19 protein-coding genes are annotated in these 23,578 nt (G+C 58.1%); 6 read left to right on the top strand and 13 right to left on the bottom strand.

Translation table 11 applies throughout. The features are described from left to right. Positions 1–170: 170 nt before the first annotated feature. Positions 171–1,619, top strand: a complete 1,449-nt coding sequence (gene dacB, locus Q8M42_RS12555) for a D-alanyl-D-alanine carboxypeptidase/D-alanyl-D-alanine-endopeptidase (RefSeq protein ID WP_304862812.1) — start codon at positions 171–173, stop codon at positions 1,617–1,619. Between the two features lie 39 nt (positions 1,620–1,658). Here the strand turns inward: dacB and Q8M42_RS12550 are convergent, their stop codons facing one another. Further along, positions 1,659–2,132, bottom strand: a complete 474-nt coding sequence (locus Q8M42_RS12550; protein ID WP_304862810.1) for a MarR family winged helix-turn-helix transcriptional regulator — start codon at positions 2,130–2,132, stop codon at positions 1,659–1,661. Positions 2,133–2,243: 111 nt separating this feature from the next. Between Q8M42_RS12550 and Q8M42_RS12545 the strand changes: the two genes are divergently transcribed. From Q8M42_RS12545 to Q8M42_RS12525, 5 genes are all read left to right on the top strand, one after another. After that, positions 2,244–4,013 (top strand): N-acetylglutaminylglutamine amidotransferase, encoded by a 1,770-nt coding sequence (locus Q8M42_RS12545; RefSeq protein WP_304862808.1) that lies wholly within the window; start codon positions 2,244–2,246, stop codon positions 4,011–4,013. A gap of 104 nt (positions 4,014–4,117) precedes the next feature. Beyond that, on the top strand, positions 4,118–5,854 hold the full coding sequence (gene ngg / locus Q8M42_RS12540; protein WP_304862806.1) for an N-acetylglutaminylglutamine synthetase: 1,737 nt from the start codon (positions 4,118–4,120) through the stop codon (positions 5,852–5,854). A gap of 153 nt (positions 5,855–6,007) precedes the next feature. Then, complete coding sequence (locus Q8M42_RS12535) at positions 6,008–7,198, top strand: osmoprotectant NAGGN system M42 family peptidase (protein ID WP_304862804.1); 1,191 nt, start codon at positions 6,008–6,010, stop codon at positions 7,196–7,198. A gap of 80 nt (positions 7,199–7,278) precedes the next feature. Next, positions 7,279–10,032, top strand: coding sequence for a hybrid sensor histidine kinase/response regulator (locus Q8M42_RS12530; protein WP_304862802.1), 2,754 nt, complete (start codon positions 7,279–7,281; stop codon positions 10,030–10,032). 213 nt (positions 10,033–10,245) lie between these two features. Beyond that, entirely contained in the window at positions 10,246–10,485 is a 240-nt protein-coding gene (locus tag Q8M42_RS12525) for a YheU family protein (protein ID WP_304862799.1), read from the top strand. Between the two features lie 102 nt (positions 10,486–10,587). Here Q8M42_RS12525 and Q8M42_RS12520 read toward each other — a convergent pair whose 3' ends face one another. The 12 genes from Q8M42_RS12520 to Q8M42_RS12465 form a co-directional block, all read right to left on the bottom strand. After that, entirely contained in the window at positions 10,588–11,016 is a 429-nt protein-coding gene (locus tag Q8M42_RS12520; RefSeq protein WP_304862797.1) for a hypothetical protein, read from the bottom strand. A gap of 77 nt (positions 11,017–11,093) precedes the next feature. Then, positions 11,094–12,260: a CynX/NimT family MFS transporter gene (locus Q8M42_RS12515; RefSeq protein WP_304862795.1), complete on the bottom strand. Its 1,167-nt coding sequence runs from the start codon at positions 12,258–12,260 to the stop codon at positions 11,094–11,096. A gap of 128 nt (positions 12,261–12,388) precedes the next feature. Then, a complete protein-coding gene (locus Q8M42_RS12510; RefSeq protein WP_304862793.1) occupies positions 12,389–13,195 on the bottom strand; it encodes an SDR family oxidoreductase in 807 nt (268 codons plus the stop codon). 105 nt (positions 13,196–13,300) lie between these two features. Further along, on the bottom strand, positions 13,301–13,672 hold the full coding sequence (locus Q8M42_RS12505; RefSeq protein WP_304862791.1) for a DUF2784 domain-containing protein: 372 nt from the start codon (positions 13,670–13,672) through the stop codon (positions 13,301–13,303). A gap of 114 nt (positions 13,673–13,786) precedes the next feature. Beyond that, entirely contained in the window at positions 13,787–14,110 is a 324-nt protein-coding gene (locus Q8M42_RS12500; RefSeq protein ID WP_304862789.1) for a helix-hairpin-helix domain-containing protein, read from the bottom strand. Between the two features lie 157 nt (positions 14,111–14,267). Further along, positions 14,268–16,244, bottom strand: a complete 1,977-nt coding sequence (locus tag Q8M42_RS12495) for a nucleoside-diphosphate sugar epimerase/dehydratase (protein ID WP_304863030.1) — start codon at positions 16,242–16,244, stop codon at positions 14,268–14,270. A 40-nt stretch (positions 16,245–16,284) separates the two neighbouring features. Further along, positions 16,285–17,466, bottom strand: coding sequence for a DegT/DnrJ/EryC1/StrS aminotransferase family protein (locus Q8M42_RS12490; protein ID WP_304862787.1), 1,182 nt, complete (start codon positions 17,464–17,466; stop codon positions 16,285–16,287). 66 nt (positions 17,467–17,532) lie between these two features. Further along, positions 17,533–18,150 carry an acetyltransferase gene (locus tag Q8M42_RS12485; protein WP_304862785.1) on the bottom strand — a complete coding sequence of 206 codons (618 nt, stop codon included), beginning with the start codon at positions 18,148–18,150 and terminating at the stop codon, positions 17,533–17,535. Beyond that, entirely contained in the window at positions 18,147–18,743 is a 597-nt protein-coding gene (locus tag Q8M42_RS12480) for a sugar transferase (protein ID WP_304862782.1), read from the bottom strand. Before Q8M42_RS12480 ends, Q8M42_RS12485 begins: the two co-directional genes overlap by 4 nt. A gap of 22 nt (positions 18,744–18,765) precedes the next feature. Beyond that, on the bottom strand, positions 18,766–20,109 hold the full coding sequence (locus Q8M42_RS12475; RefSeq protein ID WP_304862779.1) for an O-antigen ligase family protein: 1,344 nt from the start codon (positions 20,107–20,109) through the stop codon (positions 18,766–18,768). Positions 20,110–20,387: 278 nt separating this feature from the next. Continuing rightward, entirely contained in the window at positions 20,388–21,617 is a 1,230-nt protein-coding gene (locus Q8M42_RS12470) for a glycosyltransferase family 4 protein (protein WP_304862776.1), read from the bottom strand. Positions 21,618–21,633: 16 nt separating this feature from the next. Beyond that, the gene (locus tag Q8M42_RS12465; RefSeq protein ID WP_304862773.1) at positions 21,634–23,457 is read right to left on the bottom strand and encodes a hypothetical protein; all 1,824 of its coding nucleotides are present in this window, start codon (positions 23,455–23,457) and stop codon (positions 21,634–21,636) included. Positions 23,458–23,578: the final 121 nt, after the last annotated feature.

The raw sequence follows: 23,578 nt of genomic DNA, 5'->3' as shown, positions 1-23,578 counted from the left end.
GGAAGACGACAGGTCAACCGATAGCCCGCAAAAAAGCCCAACCGACGGCATTTACTGCCACTCAGCCGGCCCGCTATTGGGGCATAATTGCCAACATTATCCCAACCCGCGACGGAACCTCTTTACATGCCTCGCGTCACCTTTGTCCCTCATCTGGAGGGTAAGCGCCCATGATCAAAACCCTACGCCAACTGGCCATCGCCGGCCTACTGCTGCCTGTTTGCCTGCCGCTGGCCGCCGCCACGAGCGGCTTATCGAGCAAGGTTGAGCAATCGCTGAAAGCCAACAAGATCAGCAGCCAGTCGCTGTCCGTGGTCACCGTGCCGCTCAACGGCCCCGGCAGCAGCACCTTTTTCAATGCCGATATATCGGTCAACCCGGCCTCCACCATGAAGCTGGTCACCACCTACGCCGCGCTTGAGCTGCTGGGCCCGACCCATCAGTGGAAAACCGAATTTTTCACCGACGGCCAACTGAAGAATGGCGTACTCAACGGCAACCTGTACCTCAAGGGCGGCGGCGACCCCAAGCTGAACATGGAAAAGCTCTGGCTGATGATGCGCGATCTGCGTGCCAACGGCGTACTGCAGGTCAACGGCGATCTGGTGCTCGACCGCAGCCACTTCGTGCAGCCGCAGCTGCCCAGCTTCAATGACGACGGCGGCGACGCCAACAAGCCATTCCTGGTGGCCCCCGACTCGCTGCTGGTCAACCTTAAGGCACTGCGGTTTATCGCTCGAACCGAGGGTGGCAAGGTGCATATCGCCGCCGAACCGCCGATTGCCAATATCCGTATCGACAACCGCGTCAAAGCCCTACCCGCTGCCAAATGCCCGGGCTGGCCAGATGTGCGCTACAACCCGGTAACCGAGTTCGACGGCACCACGGTGATTGTCAGCGGCCAGTTGGCCGAAGGCTGCAGCTCGCAGACCTACCTGTCGCTGCTTGATCACCCGAGTTACGCCGCCGGCGCCATCCGCGCCATCTGGCAGGAACTGGGCGGCAGCATCATGGGCAAGGACCGCCTCGCCCCGGTGCCGGAGAAAGCCCGGCTGCTGGCCCGCGCCTACTCGCCGGACCTGACCGAGATCATCCGCGATATCAACAAATACAGTAACAACACCATGGCCCGGCAGCTGTTCCTGAGCCTCGGCGCGCAGTTTCGCAACTCCGCCGACCAGGACGACAGCAAGGCCGCACAGCGGGTGATCCGCAGCTGGCTGGCGCGTAAAGGCATTACCGCGCCGCACCTGGTGATGGAGAACGGCTCCGGTTTGTCACGCGCCGAGCGCGTCAGCGCGCGGGAAATGGCCACCCTATTGCAGGCCGCTTGGAAGAGCCCCTACGCCGCCGAATTTATGGCCTCGCTGCCGCTGGTGGCGATGGACGGCACCATGCGCAAACGTCTGCACCGCACCCCGCTGGTGGGCGAGGCGCGGATCAAGACCGGCACGCTGAACAATGTGCGCGCCATCGCCGGTTTCAGCCGCGACAGCAACGGCAATAGCTGGGCCGTGGTGGCCATCCTCAACGACCCACGCCCGTGGGGCGCCTCGTCGATTCTCGATCAGGTGCTGATCGATCTGTACAAGCAGCCCAAGCTCAGCGCCCAGCGCTAACTGCTCGCTCGACCCCGCGCCACTCCCGGCGCGGCGGCTCTACTCCATCTCCCCACACAACTGCGCCGCGCGTAACAGCGCGGCAGTCAGGCTGTGGCGCTCCCACTCGTCCAGATCGGCAAAGCGCGCGACAAACTCTGGCGGCAGCAGGCTCGGCGCCTGTTGCAGCAGCGTGCGGCCCTGCTCGCTGAGCAGCAGCCACTGGCGGCGCCGATCCTGATCGTCGCGCTGGCGTTGCAGCAGGCCCTTTTCCTCCAGCCGGTCGAGCATGCCGGACAGGGTCGCAGCCGTCAGGCTGACCCGGCCACTGAGGTCACTGGCCGTCAGACGTTTCTCCCCCGCCAGCACCTGCAGAATCAGCAGCTGCATCGGCGTCAACCCACCAAAGCGGCCGAGGCGTTTGGCATGCACCTCACCGGCCTGCTGTAAACGCCGCAAGGCCTGAAACAGCGGCAGCTCGAAGGCCGAAACAGATGACAAATCTATTTCAGTAGAAACCTTTTTATCAGCCATATATGCCTTTAAATTCGATATAAAACTTTGACATGAAAGCATTATTTTGTTTTGGTGTAAAAGGTTCGGCAGCCCCGAACCACTCCCCAACGGCAATACCGGTAAGGAATTATGTGCGCAATCGCTGGAGAACTACGTTTTGATCAACGACCGGCCGACCTGGCTGCAGTCGAGCGAATCACCCACCACATGGCCGCCCGCGGCCCCGATGCCCACGGCTTCTTCAGTCAGGGACCGCTAGCCCTCGGCCATCGCCGCCTGAAGATCATGGACCTGGCCGAAGCGTCCGGTCAGCCGATGATCGACAGCGATCTGGGCCTGACGCTGGTGTTTAACGGCGCCATCTACAACTACCCGGAACTGCGCGAGGAGCTAAAAGCCCTCGGCTATCGTTTCTTCTCAGATGGCGACAGCGAAGTACTGCTCAAGGGCTACCACGCCTGGGGCACCGACCTGCTGCCCAAGCTCAATGGCATGTTCGCCTTCGCCATCTGGGAGCGCGACAGCCAGCAGCTGTTCATCGCCCGCGACCGCCTCGGGGTCAAGCCGCTGTATGTGTCACGCACCGGCGAGCGCCTGCGTTTTGCCTCCAGCCTGCCCGCACTGATGGCCGGTGGCGATATCGGCAAGACCCTCGACCCCGTCGCCCTCAACCACTACCTGAACTTCCACGCCGTAGTGCCCGCGCCGCGCACCCTGCTGGCTGGCGTGGAAAAACTGCCCCCGGCCAGCTGGATGCGCATCGACGCCCAGGGCAACTGTGAACAGCAGACTTGGTGGAGCCTGACCTTCGGCCCGCAGCGCGAGGAAATCGCCTTCGGCTTGGACGAATGGCGCGAGCGCGTGCTCGACGGCATGCGTGAGGCGGTGTCGATCCGCCAGCGCGCCGCCGTGGATGTCGGCGTGCTGCTATCCGGCGGCGTCGATTCGAGCCTGCTGGTCGGCCTGCTGCGTGAAGCCGGGGTGGAAAACCTCTCGACCTTCTCCATAGGCTTTCAGGATGCCGGCGGCGAGCGCGGCGACGAGTTTCAGTATTCCGACCTAATCGCCGAGCACTTTGCCACCCGTCACCATCAGTTGCGCATCGGCGAGCACGAAATTCTCGAACAGCTGCCCGCGGCCTTTCGCGCCATGAGCGAGCCGATGGTCAGCCACGACTGCATCGCTTTCTACCTGCTGTCACGCGAGGTGGCCAAGCACTGCAAAGTGGTGCAGAGCGGCCAGGGCGCCGATGAGCTGTTCGCCGGCTACCACTGGTACCCGCAGGTGGACGCCGCCGAAGATGCCTTCGGCGCTTACCGCGCGGCGTTCTTCGACCGTGATTACGCCGAGTACGCCGCCTGCGTGCAGCCCGCCTGGCTGACCGGCGACATGGCCGGCGACTTCGTCCGTGAGCATTTCGCCCAGCCTGGCGCCGTGGCGGCGGTGGACAAGGCGCTGCGCCTGGACAGCACGGTGATGCTGGTCGATGACCCGGTCAAACGGGTCGACAACATGACCATGGCGTGGGGCCTGGAGGCGCGCACGCCCTTCCTCGACTACCGCCTGGCCGAGCTTTCGGCGCGTATCCCAGGGCGCTTCAAGCTGCCCGATGGCGGCAAGCATGTGCTCAAGGAAGCCGCGCGCCAGGTAATCCCCAGCGCAGTGATCGACCGGCCCAAGGGTTATTTCCCGGTGCCCGGCCTCAAGCATCTGCAAGGTGCAACTCTGGGCTGGGTACGCGATCTGCTGCTCGATCCCAGTCAGGATCGCGGCCTGTTCAACCCGGCCATGCTGGATCGCCTGTTGAGTGACCCGCACGGCCAGCTGACGCCCCTGCGCGGCTCCAAGCTGTGGCAGCTCGCGGCGCTGAATCTGTGGCTGAACGAACACGGCCTGTAGACCTCGGCAACACCGCCGTAGCCCGGATGCAATCCGGGGGTGTCGCGGCTCAAACCCACAACCTGGCACAACCCAGGCCAAGCGAATGAGCAAAGGACTATCCCATGCGTGCCACTGCCTTTAACCAACGCCTGCTGCGCGGCCAAGCACCCTCCTACGAGCGCCTGCAGGCGCGCCTGGCCGAGGATCACAATGCCCCGCCCAGCGAACCGCAAGCCGTGCACTGCGGCTGGGGCCGCCTGCTGCTCGGTCATACCTACCCGGATGCAGCCGCCCTGGCCAGCGACCTGCTGACCGAGCAGCACGGCGAGCGTGATATCGCCCTGTATGTGGCCGCGCCGCACCAGGTGCTCGCGCAGGCCCCGCAGCAGCTGTTTCTCGATCCCTCCGATACGCTGCGTCTGTGGTTTACCGACTACCGCCCAGCGCGCCGGGGCTTTCGCGGTTACCGGGTACGCCGCGCGCAGAATGCCGAGGACTGGCAGGCGATCAACACCCTGTATCAACTGCGCGGCATGCTGCCGATCGAGCCCGGCAAACTTACCCCGCGCCACCTGGGCGGGCCGGTGTATTGGCTGGCCGAGGATGAGGACAGCGGCGCGGTAATCGGCAGCGTTATGGGCCTTAACCACCACAAGGCCTACCAGGACCCGGACCACGGCAGCAGCCTGTGGTGTCTGGCGGTCGATCCGCGCTGCAGCCGGCCGGGCGTCGGCGAAGTGCTGGTGCGCCACCTGGTCGAACACTTTATGAGCCGCGGCCTGAGTCACCTGGACCTGTCCGTACTGCATGACAATCAACAGGCCAAGGAGCTGTACGCCAAGCTGGGCTTTCGCGCGCTGCAGACCTTTAGCATCAAGCGCAAGAACGGCATCAACGAAGCACTGTTCCTCGGCCCTGGCCCGCATACTCCGATGAATCCCTATGCGCGGATCATCGTCGATGAAGCGCTGCGCCGCGGTATCGACGTGCAGGTCGACGATGCCGACGCTGGGCTGTTCACCCTCAGCCACGGCGGTCGACGCATCCGCTGCCGGGAATCGCTGAGCGACCTGACCAGCGCCGTAAGCATGACCCTCTGCCAGGACAAGCGCCTGACCCACCGCGCCCTGGCCAACGCCGGTTTGCACCTGCCAGCCCAACGCCTGGCCGGCAACGCCGAGGACAACGCCGCCTTTCTCGCCGAGCACGGCAGCCTGGTGGTCAAGCCGGTGGATGGCGAACAAGGCCAGGGCGTGGCGGTGGACCTGCGCACCCCGCTGGACGTGCAGGACGCCATTGAGCGCGCCAGCGCCTTCGACAGCCGTGTGCTGCTGGAAAGCTTTCACCCAGGCCATGACCTGCGCATTCTGGTGATCGGCTTTGCCGTGGTCGCCGCCGCCATTCGCCGCCCGGCCGAGGTAATCGGCGATGGCCAGCACAGCATCGGCGAGCTGATCGACGCCCAGAGCCGCCGCCGGCAGGCTGCCACCGAGGGCGAGAGCCGCATCCCCAAAGACGCCGAAACCCTGCGCACCCTGCACACCGCCGGCGTCGACTACAGCAGCGTGCTGCCGGCCGGCCAGCGCCTGGCCGTGCGCAAGACAGCCAATCTGCACACCGGCGGCAGTCTGGAGGACGTCACCGAGATTCTCCACCCGGTGCTGGCCGATGCCGCGGTAAAAGCCGCCCGCGCCCTGGATATTCCGGTGGTCGGCCTCGACCTGTTGGTGCCCGCAGCCGATCAGCCCGAGTACGTGTTTATCGAAGCCAACGAGCGCGCCGGCCTGGCCAACCACCAGCCGCAACCCACGGCCGAGCGCTTTATCGACCTGCTGTTTCCGCTTAGCCAGGTGGATTGAACCAGCGCCGCGCTGCCTGTTCCCGGATTGCGCCAAGGCTTGTCCGGGCTACAGCTCACCGTAGCCCGGACAAGCGCAGCGCAGTCCGGGAAGCAAGAACCGCGTAGCTAGCCGACCAGGTGGCCACTCAGACACTTTTCGCAAGGAGACACCATGCAGCAACTCCCCGAACCCGACCTCGTCTATCTGCAAAAGGTGCTGCTGGAAATGCTCGCCATTCCCAGCCCCACCGGCTTTACCGACACCATCGTGCGTTACGTCGCCGAGCGCCTGGAGGAGATCGGTATTCCCTTCGAGATGACCCGCCGCGGCACCATTCGCGGCACTCTCAAGGGCAAGCAAAGCAGCCCGGACCGCGCGGTTTCGGCGCACTTGGATACCATTGGCGCGATCGTCCGCGAACTGCAGGACAACGGCCGCCTGGGCCTGGCCGCAGTCGGCTGCTGGTCGAGCCGTTTCGCCGAGGGCAGCCGTGTCAGCGTGTTTACCGATCACGGCGTGATTCGCGGCAGCGTACTGCCGCTGATGGCCTCAGGGCACGCCTTCAACACCGCCGTGGATCAGCTGCCGATCAGCTGGGACCACGTCGAACTGCGCTTGGATGCTTACTGCAGCACCCGCGCCGACTGCGAGTCGCTGGGCATCTCGGTGGGCGATTTCGTCGCCTTCGATCCGCTGCCGGAGTTTACCGAAAGTGGCCATATCAGCGCCCGCCATCTGGACGACAAAGCGGGCGTCGCCGCCCTGCTCACCGCGCTCAAGGCCATCCAGGAAAGCGGCCTGGAGCCAGAAATAGACTGCCACCCGCTGTTTACCATCACCGAGGAAGTCGGCTCCGGCGCTGCCGCCGCCCTGCCCTGGGATGTCAGCGAGTTCGTCGGCATCGACATCGCCCCGGTCGCCCCGGGCCAGCAGTCCAGCGAACACACCGTCAGCGTGGCGATGCAGGACTCCGGCGGTCCCTATGACTATCACCTGTCGCGCCAACTACTGCGCCTGGCCAGCGAAAATGAAATCCCGGTGCGCCGCGACCTGTTCCGCTATTACCACAGCGATGCGCAATCGGCAGTCACCGCCGGCCACGATATCCGTACCGCCCTGCTGGCCTTCGGCTGCGATGCCACCCACGGCTATGAACGCACGCATATCGACAGTCTCAACTCCCTTAGCCGCCTGCTCGCCGCCTACCTGCTCAGCCCACCGGTATTTGCCAGTGACGCCCAGCCGGCACAGGGCTCGCTAGAGCGCTTCAGCCACCAACTGGAGCATGACGCGCAGATGGAAAGTGATACCCGCGTGCCCACTGTCGACAGCCTGCTGCGCCCCCGCGATCAGGACGCTTGAAGGGCCGCGCGCATCCGGGCAAAGTGACGGCATGACGCGAGGCCGGATCAGGCCTCAAATAATAATATTGAGGTCGGTGAATGCCTCGGATTTGGCTGGCGGTGCTGCTGTTCTGGCTGTGTGGGCCAGCGTGGGCGCTGTTGCCTGCGACGCTGGACAACACCGACCTGCGCCTGTCACTCGGCCCGTCCATGGCCTACCTGGAAGACCCGCAGGGAAAACTGAGCGTCGAGCAGGTCAGCGCCCTGAGCGATGAGCGTTTTACAGCAGTCTTGGGCGAACACGCCAACCTCGGCAAGAATGAGTCGGTCTGGTGGTTCAAGGTACGGCTGAACAACAGCCTGGCGCAGAATCTGGCCGGCTACCTAGAGGTCAACTACCCACTGCTTGATCACCTGCAGGTATTTCTGAGCAGCGCCGACGGCCAGTGGCTGATGCAAGAAAGCGGTGACCGCTACGCCTTCTCGCAGCGCCCGGTACAGGTGCGCAACTTCTGGTTCCCGCTTGAGTTGGCACCTGGCGAAAGCACCCTACTGGTAAGAGTCGAGACCACCAGCACGATCTTTATTCCGCTGTTCTTCAGCACCTACCAGGCCAGCGCCGCTGCCCAGGAAAACCTGATGGGCATCAACGGCGCGTTCTATGGCGTGCTGTTTGCGATGTTCTGCTACAACCTGTTTCTGTTTATCTCGCTGCGCGAGTCGGCCTACTTCTGGTACCTGGTGTACAACCTGAATATGGGCCTGTTCGCCGCCAGCTTCGACGGCATGCTGTTCAAGCTGCTGCCCGAGCACATCGGCCTGCAGTCGGTGAGCATCTATATCCTGATGTACATCCACTGCCTGACAGCCACCCAGTTCAGCCGCCACTTCCTGCATACCGCGCAGCATTTCCCGCGCCTGGACCTGGGCCTGCGTCTATTTATGCTGCTGGTGGGCGGCTGCCTGGTGTCGGTGCCGCTGATCGGCCTGCAGGCCTGGAATATCCTGGCCAGCCTGACTGTGCTGGCGGTGTCGCTGGTACTGCTGCTCAGCGGCGCCTATGTGTGGCGCAAGGGGCTGCGCTACGGCTCCTATTACATCCTGGCCTGGGGCATCCTGCTGGCCTCGTTCATCATCGCCACCTCGGGCTCACTGGGTATCGAGCTGTTTGGCTTGTATGGCGCGGCCGTGGTGAAGGTTGGCGTTACCGTGGAACTGATCACCCTGTCCATCGGCCTGGCCGACCGCATCAATATGCTCAAGGAAGAAGGTTTCCAGTCGCGCCGCGCCGCCGAACAAGCGGAAATCGAGAACCTGGCCAAGAGCCGCTTTCTGGCCAAGATGAGCCACGAGATCCGCACCCCGCTCAACGGGGTGCTGGGCATGCTGCAGTTGCTCAAGGAAACCGCGCTGGACCGCAGCCAGCGCTTCTACGTCGACACCATTTCCAGCTCCGGCAGCTCGCTGATGGCGGTGATCAACGACATCCTCGATTACGCGCGCATCGAATCCGGCAAGCTCAGCCTGGAACATATCGAGTTCGACCTGGAAGAGCTGATTTCCGACACCCTCAGCCTGTTCACCGGGCAGGCTCTGGACAAGCGCCTGCGCCTCTACGTCAGCCTGGAAAGTGGTGTGCCACGGCGCACAACCGGCGACCCAACCCGGCTCAAGCAGGTGCTGATGAACTTGCTCAGCAATGCCCTGAAATTCACCGCCGAAGGCCACGTGGCGCTGAATGTCTGTCGGCGCAATGATTCCCAGGGAAAACCGCACCTGGTGTTTGCCATCAGCGACAGCGGTATCGGCATCAGTGACAAGGCCCTGACCCAGCTGTTCGAGTCCTTCGCTCAGGGCGATTCCAGCACCACCCGCCGCTATGGCGGCAGCGGCCTGGGCCTGGCGATCAGCAAGGAGCTGGTGGAAATGATGGGCGGGCGCATCGAAGTGCAGAGCACCCCAGGCCAGGGCACGCGCTTCGCTTTTGATATGCCACAAAGTGATGACGCCCTGCCGGCCGACCCGTTGCACGAACTGCTCAAGGGCCGCACCGCCCTGCTCACCTCCCTCGACGGCCTCGGCCTGGATGCCCTGAGCCGCCTGCTCGGGCGCTGGGGCATGCGCACCGAGCGCTGCCAGAACCCGGAAACCCTGCTCGGCTACCTGGAAGACTTCGCCGCCCCGCCGCTGCTGGTGCTGATGGCGCCGTGGCCGGGCAGTATCCAGCATTGGCTGGACTCACTGCGCCCGCTGCTGCAACCCGGACAACGCGTGCTGCTGCTCTGTGCGCCGGAGCAATGCCAGCAACTGCCCAGCTCCGTCGGCCTGCGCTTGCTCGGCCTGCCGCAACCGCTGGCGATCAATGCGCTGCGCAGTGCACTGCTCGAGCTCTATGAAGAGCCGCGCGCTGTAGAAATCAAACCGCTGCCAAAAACCTACCACGACACCAGCAGCACACCCTGCATCCTGGTGGCCGAAGACAACCCGGTGAATCAGCTGGTGGTGCAGGGTTTTCTGAAAAAGCGCGGCTACAACGTACGCCTGGTGACCAACGGCCTGGCCGCCCTCAATGAATACCAGCGCGACCCAAGCGCCACGCAGCTGATCCTGATGGACTGCGAAATGCCGGAGATGGATGGCTTCGAAGCCACCCGACAGATCCGCCGCCTGGAACGTCAACACAACCTGCCGGCTGTGCCGATCATTGCCCTGACCGCGCATATTCTCGATGAGCACCGCCAACATGGGGTCGAATCCGGGATGAATGACTTCCTCGGCAAACCCCTGGACAGCGCCAAGCTGTACAGCACCCTGGAAGCCTACCTGCAGCCGGCTGAACCGCCTGCGCAGTAACGGCGCAGCAAACATGGCCAGCCAGGGCTGCGCGCGTTAGCAGGCCGTTGAAAAATGTAGGCGAGGCAGGCAAGACAAGGCAAAAACGGCCGAGGAAGCGGAGTGTACGAGTTGTACATGAGCATTCCGAGGTCGTTTTTAACGCAGTATTGCCAACGTAGGTAATTTTTCAACGGCCTGCTAGCATCCGCGCTGCGCTCTGGAGGCCTTACCGTGCTGATTCCTTATCACCTGCTTGAAGCTGAAACCCTGACCCGCCTGATCGAAGACTTCGTCACCCGCGATGGCACCGACAATGGCGACGAAACCCCACTGGCTACCCGTATCGAACGGGTACGCCACGCATTGAGCAAAGGCCAGGCAGTGATTGTGTTTGATGCGGAGAGCCAGCAGTGCCAGCTGGCGCTCAAGCGCGATGTGCCGCAAGAGTGGCTGGATGCGCTGGAGGAATAAACGCCGCAGGGTAACCTCATCCTCGTAGGTTGGTGCTGAGCGCAGCAAGCCCAACAAGGCGGCATGTTCGTTGGGCTTCGTCGCTGCGCGTCTCAACCCAACCTACCCGCGTAGGCCGCCCTCACGCTCCCAGGCGCAGCGCACGCGCAACTCACCTTCCTGCGGGCTGTGGAAGCCGCCATCCGACTCCCAGCGAAAGGTGTGCGTACCGTTCAGCTCGGTTTCCAGATGCACCACCGCGCTGGCCCAGTACAGGCGCTTGAGCAGCGCCTCGAACTGTTTGATCCACAGACTCCACTCATACTCCACCGTGCGGTAGCTGGCGCCGAAGTGGATCACCTGGGTCTGGTACAGGCCGTCACCCGGCTGCTCGCAACAGGCAAACATCTCCCGGCCAAGAAAGCTCCAGGCGTCGCCCGCTGGCAGCTCATCGAGCACCTGCCGATTGATTTCACGACGCAGACGGCTCTCCGCCGGACTGTTCGACGGCCAGTCACGGATGCAACCATAAACGATGGATTCGGACTCCACGCAGGCACTCCAGCAAATCAAGGCTGCCTTCTATCACAGCCGTCCAGGCCAAGGAAGGAACTGCTGCCAAATAAGCGTCAGCTGTGCGTGCGCTTCGGTCCGCGGCGCATCATCCAGGCCAGCAGCGTCATCAGCACCGCAAGCCCGGTGAGCACCATAAACGGCAACTGATAGTTACCCGCCAGATCGCGCGCCAAGCCGGTCAACACCGGGGTCAGACAGGCGATGCTGTAACCCATGCACAGCATCATCGCCGTCCAGCGGCTGACCGCCAGCGGCGAGCCCGCCTCGTACAACGGCAAGACCAGCGACAAGGCGAAGGAGCCGCCCAAGCCAAAACCAATGGTCACCGCCCACAGTTCAGGCAGCACGGCAGGCTGAAAGGTGATCATCGCCAGACTGATCGACGACAACAGCCCGCAGCCCACCAGCAGCACGTAGCGGTTCTTGAAGCGCTGCGCCAACCAGGGCAACAGAAATGAGCTGGGCAGGCCCATCAGCATCGACACACTGAACAGGCTGTTGCTGTGCATCAGGCTCAAGCCCGCTTCGTGATAGCGCGCCACAGCCCAGGTGGCGAGGGCATAAAACAAACCGGCCTGAATGGCAAAGAATGCACTGATCAACCAGGCACGCGGCTGCCGCCAGGGCAGGCCCATGCCACCCTCCTCACTCTCGGCTTCGACCCGGTTAGGCAGACACAGCCATAGCACTAGCCCAACGACTGCCGGCAGCGCCCAAATGGCCAGACCATAGGTCCAGTCATTACCCAGCCTCTGCGTGGCCGGGATGGTGAGCACCGCACCACCGGCGCCACCAATCGCCATGCTCAGCGAGTACCAGCCCACCACGCTGCCCATACGCCCGGCAAAGTGTCGCTTGATAAAGCCAGACAGCAATGGCCCGGCAACCGCGATGGCCGCGCCCAGCAGCACCGCACTACCAATCAAAATTGCACTGGTATGCCCCACCGCACGCAGCAACAGCGCCACCGCGATGACCGCCATGCACAAGGCGATAGTGCGTTCGAGCCCCAGACGCATCGCCAAACGCGGCGCAAAAGGCGCCAACAAGCCCATGCACAACACAGGCAACGCAGTGGTGAGGCTAATCAGGCTGCGGCTCAAGGCCAGTTCTTCGGCAATCCGCTCGATCAGCGGTGCCAGGGAGGTGATACCGGGCCGCAAGTTGATTGCGGCCAGGATCAGGGCCAGCAACAGCATGGCCCGCGGGAAAGGTTTCACAGTAAATCCATCAGTTTCGCGGCCATGCCGACATGACCGCAAACCTTAGAACGCACGCTCATCGCAGACAACCCCGAACGGCGATTAAGTTGACCTTTAAATCAACTAATTCAGGTCGCCACACCCTGTCACTTGGCGCGCGGCGCACGCATCTTGTCGGCCATGCTGGTCATCTCGTTGTACAGCAGCTGCGGGTTCTTCTGCTTCAACGCCCAGGCCATGCGGCCCTGCTCGTGGGGCAGAATCATAAATTCGCCTTTGCCGATTTCCTGGTAGATGTAGTCGGCAATATCCGCCGCGCTGATCGGTGAGCTTTCCAGCAGCTTGCCAACTTGCGCCTTCATCGCCGGTGTCGGGCCGCGGAAGGAGTCCAGCAGATTGGTCTGGAAGAACGACGGGCACACCACGTGCACGCTGACCTTATGCAGCTTCAATTCGATCAGCAGGCTTTCCGACAGTGCCACAACGCCGGCCTTGGCCACGTTGTAGTTGCTCATCGCCGGGCCCTGCATCAAGGCCGCCATAGAAGCGATATTGACGATCTTGCCTTTGCTCTTTTCCAGCAATGGCAGGAAGGCCTTGCAGCCCTTGACCACGCCCATCAGGTTGATCGCGATCTGCCAATCCCAATCCTCCAGCGACAGTTCACTGAAGAAACCACCAGAGGCAACGCCGGCGTTATTGACGATCACATCAATGCCGCCGAGCTTCTCCTCACAGGCCTGGGCAAACGCCGTCAGCTGGCTGTAATCACGCACGTCGCAGCGTTGGGTGAAACCATCACCACCCGCCTCACGAACCATCTGCAGGGTTTCCACCAGGCCCGGCTCGTTGACATCCGACAGCGCCAACTGCCAGCCATCACGCGCCCAACGCAGGGCAATCTCACGCCCCAAACCCGAACCCGCACCGGTGATCATCATGCGATTTTGCATAGGAAAGCTGCCTTGTGATGCTGTGATTGATGGGGCCAGTGTAGCCGGGGAAATTATCTTGCCTGCATACCATCATCCATCTGAATAAGGCGGCCTAAGCTCAACTCACGGCCGCCGCCAGCGCTGCCACAGCAACACGCCATAAACCAGGCCATTAAGCAGCAGGACGAACAGCCCCAAGCCAATCTGAATCTGCGGCGTCAACCCAGCCGGGTAGATGATCGGCAGCAAATAGTGCTCAACAAAACCTCCGCTATAGCCCGCCTGCCCCGCAGCCACACGTAGGCTGTACTCCAGTGGCGTCAGCGGGCAGGGCCAATGCATCAACTCCACCAACACACCCCACAAGGCCGCCGGCACATGCAACCAGACCAACCCGCGCCAACGCCACACCAGTATTCCGCCCAACACCGCAAATAGAATAAACAGCAGATGCACAACCACCACGCCATCTGCCGCAACAGCTGCCCAGAACATAAACTTCCTCAAACCTATTATTTACTGCATACCGCGCAGAGGGCTTAAAAACACCATCCGCAGAAAGCAAAAAGGCCGGTTAATAACCGGCCTAAATTAAAACAACTGAGCGCGTCAGTTAATACTCAACTTGTCGCGATTCTTCTCCAGCGTTGCTGCGCCAATACCCTTGACTTCTAGCAACTCATCCACCGAAGCAAAGTCGCCGTGCTCATCACGATAAGCAACAATCGCCTGTGCTTTGACCGCACCAACCCCCAACAACTCCCGTTGCAGAGTGGCAACATCAGCCGTATTGAGATTGATCTTACCAACAGGAGCCACTTCAGCTGTGTTAACAACAGGGACTGGCTGGGTCTTTGTTTCAGCGGCGGCAACCGCCAAGGACATGGAAGCAAGAACAGCGAACAGCAGAGAAGACAGTTTGGCTTTTAGCATACGAGATTCCCTTCGTTAGTTTTTGTCAGAGCGTGGGACTTCCTTCTCCACGATCTGAAAACTAGCTGCTGCCGTGAACTTGTCAAATAACTCTATGCATCACTGAATGGATCAACACCAACCTACCCAGCGCTCAACCAAACCTTACGGCATGACACTACGGTTCCAGCCGACGCTTCAGATGTATCCAGTCAACAATCTCGCCTTCTGGCTTGTAGCCGCTAACCGTCTCACGCAACAACTGGCGCACACGCTCATAGTCATCACGTTCAACAGCATCCAGCAACTCGCTCAAGCGCACCTTGAACTGCTCCCATGGCAGATGCTCTTCATTGGCGCGCATGATCATCGGATGCTCCGTCGGGCTGACGTTATCACCGATCAACAGCTCCTCGTAGAGCTTCTCGCCAGGGCGCAAGCCAGAAAACTCAATCGCTATATCACCCTGTAAATTTTTCTCGGAGCGAATACTCAAGCCACTCAAATGAATCATTTTCTCGGCCAGCTCGGCAATTTTCACCGGTTGCCCCATATCCAACACAAATACATCGCCGCCCTGCCCCATGGCCCCAGCCTGAATTACTAGCTGAGCCGCTTCCGGGATGGTCATAAAATAGCGGGTGATATTCGGATGAGTGACCGTAACAGGCCCGCCTTTACGGATCTGCTCATGAAACAACGGGATAACCGAACCTGAAGAGCCTAAAACATTACCGAAACGCACCATGGTGAACCGTGTTTTATTGACCTGGTGAACACCCTCGTCATCCAGCAACACAGGCGCCTGCTCAGCACTCAACGCCTGCAACACCATTTCGGCTAAACGCTTGGTGCTGCCCATCACATTGGTCGGACGCACCGCCTTGTCAGTAGAAATAAGCACAAAATGCTCAACGCCCGCCTTCACCGCCGCTTGAGCGGTGAATGTTGTGCCCAACACATTATTCAGCACACCTTCGGCAATATTGTGCTCAACCATGGGAACGTGCTTGTAGGCCGCCGCGTGATAGACCGTATTGACGCTCCAGGTGCGCATCACATCAAACAAACGCTCAGGATTTCGGATTGATCCCAAAATCGGCACCAACCGCACAGGCAGCGAATCACGACGAACACGCTGCTCCAGCTCGCTGTGAATGCTGTACAGGTTGTACTCGCTGTGTTCGAACAGCAGCAGCGTGGTTGGCCCCGTCGACACGATCTGACGGCACAGCTCGGAACCAATCGACCCTCCCGCCCCAGTCACTATTACCACCTGGCCGCGAATACAGCGCTCGAATAACGACGTCTGCGGTGGCACAGCATCCCGCCCGAGCAGGTCGGCGATGTCGACTTCCTGCAAGTCGCTGACACTGACCCGCCCACTAGCAAGGTCCATGAAGCCGGGGATCGTCCTGACATGCACCGGAAAAGGTTCTAACGAGTTGAGGATTTCCCTGCGACGGGAACGCGATGTCGACGGAATCGCCAGCAATACCTCCTGGGCGCTCGTATCCTCGATCATCTGCTGGATGTGCCTGGATTTGTAGACTTTCACCCCATCGATGACGCGATTGGCAATGCTATCGTCGTCATCGATGAACGCCACCGGGAGCATGCGTTTACCCATGCGTAAAGCGGTCAGCAACTGATTGCCGGCCGCACCGGCACCATAGATGGCGACACGTTGCAGCCCCTGCTCATCGGCCCGTATACGAAGAGGAAACAGCTCACCGATAAAATACTGCCGCATCAGCAGGCGAAGGCCGCCCACCAGCAACAACGACACAGCCCAGTAGATAAACACGACCGAGCGGGGCATCAACTCATCGGGCCGAATCAGGTATATCACCACAGCCAGAAGCAACGCTGACAGGCTGACGGCGTTGAAGATCGTCACCAGCGCGGCGCTACCAAAATAGCGTAGGACCGCACGGTACAAGCCGAAGCGGATGAAAAGAGGGATAGCAGTGGCCGGGGCAGCGACAAACAACCACAGGTATTCGCCCAGCGGGTTGATCTGCTGAAAACTGCTCAGGCGAATGACAAAGGCCACCCAAAGGGCCGCCCATAGCAGGAGGACATCGGAAAAGACTTGCAGCGCGCGTTTAGTTTGCCGCGGCAGCCCCAACAACCGTTCGCGCAACCGATCAATCGTCCTCAACACAGCGATGTCCTTATCGATACACACCACATCACTGGCAAACCGTTGCCAACGTCATCACTTCGGCGAGAACATCACAGGCCTGCTCAATTTCTCGCTGTTCAAGCGTCGGGTGGACTAGGAACATCAAACTGGTTTCGCCCAGATCTTTGGCGATGGGTAAGCGTTGTGCAGGCCGCCATTCGGTAGTGTCGAATGCCTTCTCCAAATAAACCTCGGAACAAGACCCCGAATAACATGGAACCCCGTGCGCCGATATTTCGGCCTGAATACGATCTCGACTCCAATCCGGCTTGAGCCTAGACGGCTCGACGAACACATAGCATTTATAGGCTGCATGGCGAATGTACTCAGGTATTACCGGAACACGCAGGGCGCTCAACAAACGAGCTCGTTGCCAGATGCGATTGGCATTCTCGATACGTGCAGACTGCCACGCCTGCATGCGCTTCAACTGGATGCGCCCGATTACCGCCTGGACCTCAAGCATGCGCCAGTTGGTGCCAAAGCTTTCATGCAGCCAGCGGAAACCGGGGGCGTGCTCGCGCTCATACACCGCTTCCCAGGATTTCCCATGATCCTTGAACGACCACATCCTTGACCAGAGCTCGGTGTCATTGGTGGTCACCATGCCACCCTCCCCACCCGTTGTCATGATCTTGTCCTGACAGAAGGACCAGGCACCGATGTGGCCAATCGAGCCGACAGGACGCCCCTTGTAGAGCGCACCGTGTGCCTGTGCACAGTCCTCAATGACGAACAGCTGGCGCTCTTTCGCCAACGCCATGATCGGATCCATGTCGCAGGGCCAGCCAGCCAGATGAACACAAATGATCGCTCGCGTACGGGGGGTCAAGACCGCAGTAATCGATTCAGCGGTGATCACCTGGGAGTCGGGGTCGACATCTGCAAATACCGGCACTGCCCCGGCGTTGACAATTGACGACGCGGAGGCGAGGAATGTTCGCGACGCAACAATAACCTCATCGCCCTCGCCAACCCCGAGCGCCTTCAACGCCAGGTCCAGCGCGACCGTTCCATTCGCTAGCGCCACTGCATGCTCGGTCTCGGCCCATGCGGCGAACTCACGCTCAAACTCCCGACACTCCTGCCCTGTCCAATAATTGACCTTATTGGATAAAAGCACGTCCCGAACAGCACTCGCCTCTTCTTCGGTAAAAGACGGCCAGGGAGAAAAGGGTGTATTCAGCACAATAGAATCCCAGATAAAAACGTTTAAGTATGATTAAAAGCTTTGCGCAGCATTGTACAGGGAACGCTATATGGCCCGGGCAGGCACACCGGTTACAGTAACGCCATCGGCAACATCGGTCACAACCACCGCACCAGCGCCGACCGTAACTCGTGCACCAATATATTGGGATTGCCGCACACACGCCCCAATACCAATCCAGCTAGCCTGTCCTACCCGCACCCCACCCGCCAGGTGAGCGCCCGGGCTGACATGGACGCCAGCTTCGAGGACACAGTCATGATCGACACTGCATCCAGTATTCAGGATGCAACCTATGCCCACTGTGGCAAAGGCATTGACTACGACCCCCGCGAATATCACCGTAGCGTCTTCAATGACAGCGTGTCGGCTGACCGTCGCCGCAGGGTGTACCAGGCGAGCGAAACGAGCTTCGGCAGCTTTTAATATCGCCAGCTTTTCCAGTCGAATGCGATTGTCACCAATCGCAACCAGAACAGCATCGAAGTCCGCCAAGCGCGTCAGCAGGTCTGCGGTGCTCCCCTCTACTGGCCATGCCCCATTTCGCGCTTTCGCCGGCCAGGCATCATCGAAAAACACAACCGATTGCCAGCCACAGACCTCGGCCGTGTCGGCCACAACCTTGCCATGCCCGCTGGCACCCAGGATGGCCAAACGTCTCACTTCTTGCTCCCCGTGAACTTAGGCATGGTCACCTCGCCTTCGGCGCTGATGCCATCACGTAACAGTACCTTTTTGACCGTAAGCAGCAGAATCTTTATATCCAACCAAAACGAGCGATTGTCCACATACCAAACATCAAGTTCGAACTTTTCCTCCCAGCTCAGGGAATTGCGGCCGTTGACCTGAGCCCAGCCGGTAATACCGGGGCGCACTTCATGTCGGCGGTTCTGGCGCTCGTCGTAGAGAGGGAGATATTCCACCAACAATGGCCTCGGCCCGACCAGACTCATGTCGCCTTTAAGCACGTTCCACAGCCCCGGCAGCTCGTCTAAACTACTCGTACGCAAAAAACTTCCCAACTTTGTCATTCGATCACCATCTGACAATGGTTTCCCATCGGCATCGAAAATATCACGCATGGAGCGGAACTTAATCATTTGAAACAGCCGACCAGAAAGCCCTGGTCTTACTTGTCGAAAAAAAATTGGCTCCCCCAAAAACACCCTAACCAATATCATTAAAAAAACAAACACAGGAAGCAGCAATAGAAGAGTTACAAAAGAAACCAGCACATCGAAAAAACGCTTAAACATACTCCCACCTCACCTACCAAAGTCAACTTTTATGGAGAATCACAAGGAGAGCGATGAAAGAACTCCCCACAAAAGCGGGAATTGAAAAAAGCGTATCGCCTGACAAAAGTGAAAAGGGCACTATCATCAAGACAATAGGCGTAACAGCAAATTTAAGCCCAACATACCAGCGCCAGACAGGTAGCATTCCAAGCAAAGAGTAAAAGACACAAACTAAAAAGAACAGTCCAACTCCACCAGCAAGCCACGCGCTTAAAATAGGAGAGTGGGGATAATCCACATGCTTGCACGCCACAAATTTACAAGAAAATTTTTCATGATAGGAAAAACCGCTACCAAACCAAATAGCATCCTTTATTAAATCCCATGCAAAAACCCAACGAACTATACGGCTTTCAAAACCATACTGCTCTTGAGCTGACATAGTATTTGCCAACACTTCCGGATATGTGCGCCAAGGCTCTTTGAGAACAAGGGAATCCTCAGCAGATAACTCAACACTCCTTAACTTAAAGCCTTGCACTGATAAAACTTGCCATGCCTCCCCTGCTCTTACTTGTTTAAATTTTTCCGCACTCGACACAAAACCCACAAGGGCATATGTGAAGATGCCAACCAATAACAAAATTCCAAACGAAGAAAGCATTCGACCCGAAGATCTCCCGCGCTCAATCCAAATGAGAGCCATCCAGTAAACTGGAATCAACATCGCCATAAGCATAAACCGCCGCGAACCAGACAGAAGCCCTGCACTGAGCATAAAGACTAGAAAAGCAAAAACCCAAGAGCTTGATTTATAAAAGTACAATCTAACGCAAGCGATGCTAGCCACCAATAATAGCAGCGAATTCATATTATAATCTGAACGCAGTGCGGTACCTGAAGGATAACCTTGAGACCAAAACTTATCTAACAAAACACCTATAAGGAAACCGTTCTCCAGCAAAAAAAATTTAACCAACCCAATTACTGCAACAACCCCACCCAGCAAGACAAGCGGGTATAAAAAACCAAGTATCAGAGCACGCCTTGAAAGTTTCGTGTAGCAAAGCGCCAAAAAAAGGACCATAAGAAAATAGAACGAAACAGCCAGAGACTTATATACATCATATTTAAAATCACTACTTGAATAAAAAAGAGAAACTAAATACCAGACTATAATGGTTAGTATGAATAAGCAAAGTAACGACCCCGAACGATGAACGCACAAATCGTTCCTAGCAAAAAAAATGACGTATACGAATGCTAACATACAGAGCAGCCAGCCATATATGCCAACCCATTCACCGACAAACCCGAATGAAAGAATGAAACCCAACAGCATCGAATTATTTTTACTATCACCCCTAACATTCAAGTCGATCATCTAACCCATTCCACTCGCTTAAAAACAAATCAAAAAACAGTATAAAAATATTTTATACACATCCCCTACATACTGCCACCAAATGCACTTACACTTAAAGCCAGTAAAGGCTTACCACCATAAACTAGAGCCACCTCGGGGTGAGGGAGGGGCCTACCAACCATGAGAAATACTATGACACATGCAAATTTTTTGGAAAAACCAGATAACAGCACTTAAGTTTTATATATCCTTTATTTCCCCCAAACTAACCCACACCTAATATCAACAAACCCGACCTACTTAGGGTTAGCTTGGAACAATATCGAAAGATAATCAGTGGCCAGCTTCGAATAGCTACGATTCTGCAACAGCCATTCGCGGCCTCTAGCGCCCATTTGCTCGCGCTCCTCCTGGCTACGCGATTTCATCTCAAAAATCGCGGAAACCAGGGCATCGACACTGTTGGCCGGGATGAAGACGCCACAACCCGCCTCATTGATCATCGACGGGTATCCATTATAAGAGGCCACCACTGGCTTGGCGGCCAGCATGTAATCGATGACCTTGTTCAGCGACTGTCCGTAATCCCAGACCTTCGAGTCATGAACCGAGAAGTACAGGAGGTCTCCTTTTGCGAGCACCGCGTGCACCATATTTCGCGGAACCTTTGGCGCGAAAACAAGGTTGGGAAGGCCACCATACCGCTTCTCGTAGCTTTCCTTCAGCGCACCGTCGCCGACGATGACAAATTCGACATCTGCCTGCTCCCGCATGGCCTCTGCTGTTGCAAAAAACACATCGAGGGCATTGGTGATGCCGATGGTCCCCGCGTGCACAACTTTGAACTTGTTACTGGACAGGTAGCGTTCAACATATTCCCTAGGAAGCTCAGCAACGTCGTTAAGGTGCTCTGGACTCACGCCCATGGGAATGCAAAACACTGGCCGGTCATAACCGAGCTCTGCACGAACATGTGCGGATAGATTTGGCATAGTTCCGACGATTGCATCCGCCTTCCTGTAGGCGAATCGCTCCAGCCACGACAAGCCTTTGACAAACGGATTGTTGTTACTGAAGCCACCCTCCTCGACGATGGTAAGCGGCCAAATGTCGCGCACTTCAAACACCAAACGGCACTGGTATTTGAATCGCAACAACAACCCGTTGAGGATGGTCAACAATGACAAGCTGGAGACAATCACAACGTCAGGGCGCTCCAGCTTGCTCTTGTTGAGCCAGAACAGATTCCACTCGAAGTGGAACCAACTCAAGATCCGACGTAGTGATTTGGCGACCGAGTACTTCATCGTTTTCAGCCAAACGATTTTGACCCTGCCCTCATCCAGCACCGTTACCCTTTCACGAAGCACAGGAAGGTCCACCAGATTATTGGAATCCGAACTGATCACAACAACCTGATGCCCGGCACGGCTCATCTCATCCACCAGGAACCAGCCTCGGCCCCCTGGGCTGGTACTGGTCTTGGGGGAAAAGTACTTCGTTACATACCAGATCGTCTTGTTCATATGCTCCGCCACCCCGTCAATCGTTGTAGAGCCGCGGGATGGAATTGACGATCTTGATCACCTCGGTGAAGTCCATTCCGAGTGCATCGAGGTACCAACGAATATTCTGGTAACGCGGGCGGTTTTCCTCACGCACTAGTTCGAGTGCTCGCTCGCGAGTAATCTCACCTTCACGAACCTGGTTGCTGCGGAAAGTGTCGTGCTCAGAGAAACCGGCAACGAGGTAATAGATATAGTTGTACAGACCTGCAGTACCGTCACCGATACGCCAAGTGGTGCTGGTATCGACTGCAAGCTCCCAACCATAATCGTTGATCAGCGTGTCATCGATGGTCTTCTCGTCCCAGCGCCAGTAATCAAAGATGTGGTAGTAGTCCTTCTTCTCAGTAAAACTACGGTAGTACTCACCCGACAAGGTGTCCCACAGCGAGCTATTAAAATAGCCGGGACTCTTGAGCATCGCCTTGAAACGCAAGCTCTGATATTCCATCTGCTTTTGCCAGCCGTGCATATACACGCGTTTCTCTTCGAAGTCCGGCGGCACACCAAGAAAGCCGGCTTTAAAGTGAGTCACTTCCAGTGGGTTAACCCCCCAGAGGTTCAGGCTCACTCCAGTCTGCTTTTTCACCGTCTCGATATGGCGGAAGAAGTGCTTATCACCGGAAGTCAGGATACTGATCATCCCTAGATGCGGAGCCTTCAACCAAGCTTTGAGGTTGACGGCAATATTCCTGCGCTTCTTGGCGATATCGTCGGCAACGATGATGTTTTCCACACCCAGCTCAGCGCTCATCCGGCTGATATTGCGCCGACCAAGATCGGTCACCATCCCCCAGTCATAGGTATAGGTGACCGCATTCATCTTCAGCTCTTTAACAATCAGATGCAGCCCGTAGCAGCTATCACGGCCGCCAGAGAACGGCACGATACAGTCGGTAGCACCGGCGCGACGGTAGCCCTCTACGAGATTGAACAGTTCTTCCTTTGGCTTCGGTACATTGCGCGGGGTGTAGGTGTGGCAGTAGTTGCACACACCGTCCGCATCGAAAGCGATGAACGGCATCGTCTCCGGCAGAATGCAGCGGGTGCAACGACGCAGGTTCGGCTGAGGATAGAGCAGTTGCTTTTCTTCAGACGAAATAAATTGAAAAGGCGGAATCAGGTTGTGAACACGCTGATTATCGTCGGAAACACTGACCTCTGAGGAAATAGGTAAATCCAAGACAACGGCGTCTTGCTTGACTTGCTTGATATCCGAGCAGCCAATCTGACTAAGCGGAAACATTTCCGAAGAAAAACAGACCCCCTCCTGAGCTGTACCAACATAGAGGCTGCCATTGTTTGAGAACAGTAGTGCCTTGCCTAAACGGGGAATAACAATGGCACAGGCAACAACCCCCACACACAAATTCAGCACTTTTTGCGCCAATCCATCGAGATCGTCACCCGACTCATCCAGGTGTTGCTCGGTGATGGCAGCAATCACCTCACTATCGATTTCGAGAGCACGGGTGGGCTTGATGTGATTCCACACCTCAGCATCATTCACGATGATGCCGTTGTGGATAACACAAATATCGCCACGAACAACCGGCTGGTTGTCGGAAAGACCGTTAGTGATCAAACGGCTATGACCAAAGACGAAAGCAGACTCAAAAGGTTTGACCTGGGAGATCAGCTTTTTGATGTCGTAGTCGGCTCGTTTGACTTGATAACCCGAACGATCCGCATAGATCAGACCGCTGGAATCACGCCCACGCTGTCTAGCATGTAGAGCCAACGTCATCAAACTTTCTTTGTTAACTTTTTCCCTGGCAATAAAACCAAAAATTCCGCACATAACACAGCCCGTATCAATTAGGTTTTCCCGCTACCGACACAGCGGGTCGTAGTCTGGGCGAACACCAAGCCCTATGAGGGGCTGCTGGAAACCACCGAATTTGCACCGGAGCACCAGCCCT

The organism is Pseudomonas sp. (genome assembly GCF_030684895.1).
GTDB lineage: Bacteria > Pseudomonadota > Gammaproteobacteria > Pseudomonadales > Pseudomonadaceae > Aquipseudomonas.
Note: the sequence above shows the minus strand (reverse complement) of the source record. Positions and strands in the feature narration are given on the sequence as shown.

Coding starts and splice junctions, on each gene's coding strand:
- dacB (WP_304862812.1), top strand. CDS start 171: ATGATCAAAACCCTACGCCAACTGGCCATCGCCGGCCTACTGCTGCCT.
- Q8M42_RS12550 (WP_304862810.1), bottom strand. CDS start 2,132: ATGGCTGATAAAAAGGTTTCTACTGAAATAGATTTGTCATCTGTTTCG.
- Q8M42_RS12545 (WP_304862808.1), top strand. CDS start 2,244: ATGTGCGCAATCGCTGGAGAACTACGTTTTGATCAACGACCGGCCGAC.
- ngg (WP_304862806.1), top strand. CDS start 4,118: ATGCGTGCCACTGCCTTTAACCAACGCCTGCTGCGCGGCCAAGCACCC.
- Q8M42_RS12535 (WP_304862804.1), top strand. CDS start 6,008: ATGCAGCAACTCCCCGAACCCGACCTCGTCTATCTGCAAAAGGTGCTG.
- Q8M42_RS12530 (WP_304862802.1), top strand. CDS start 7,279: ATGCCTCGGATTTGGCTGGCGGTGCTGCTGTTCTGGCTGTGTGGGCCA.
- Q8M42_RS12510 (WP_304862793.1), bottom strand. CDS start 13,195: ATGCAAAATCGCATGATGATCACCGGTGCGGGTTCGGGTTTGGGGCGT.
- Q8M42_RS12505 (WP_304862791.1), bottom strand. CDS start 13,672: ATGTTCTGGGCAGCTGTTGCGGCAGATGGCGTGGTGGTTGTGCATCTG.
- Q8M42_RS12500 (WP_304862789.1), bottom strand. CDS start 14,110: ATGCTAAAAGCCAAACTGTCTTCTCTGCTGTTCGCTGTTCTTGCTTCC.
- Q8M42_RS12480 (WP_304862782.1), bottom strand. CDS start 18,743: ATGTTTAAGCGTTTTTTCGATGTGCTGGTTTCTTTTGTAACTCTTCTA.
- Q8M42_RS12475 (WP_304862779.1), bottom strand. CDS start 20,109: ATGATCGACTTGAATGTTAGGGGTGATAGTAAAAATAATTCGATGCTG.
- Q8M42_RS12470 (WP_304862776.1), bottom strand. CDS start 21,617: ATGAACAAGACGATCTGGTATGTAACGAAGTACTTTTCCCCCAAGACC.
- Q8M42_RS12465 (WP_304862773.1), bottom strand. CDS start 23,457: ATGTGCGGAATTTTTGGTTTTATTGCCAGGGAAAAAGTTAACAAAGAA.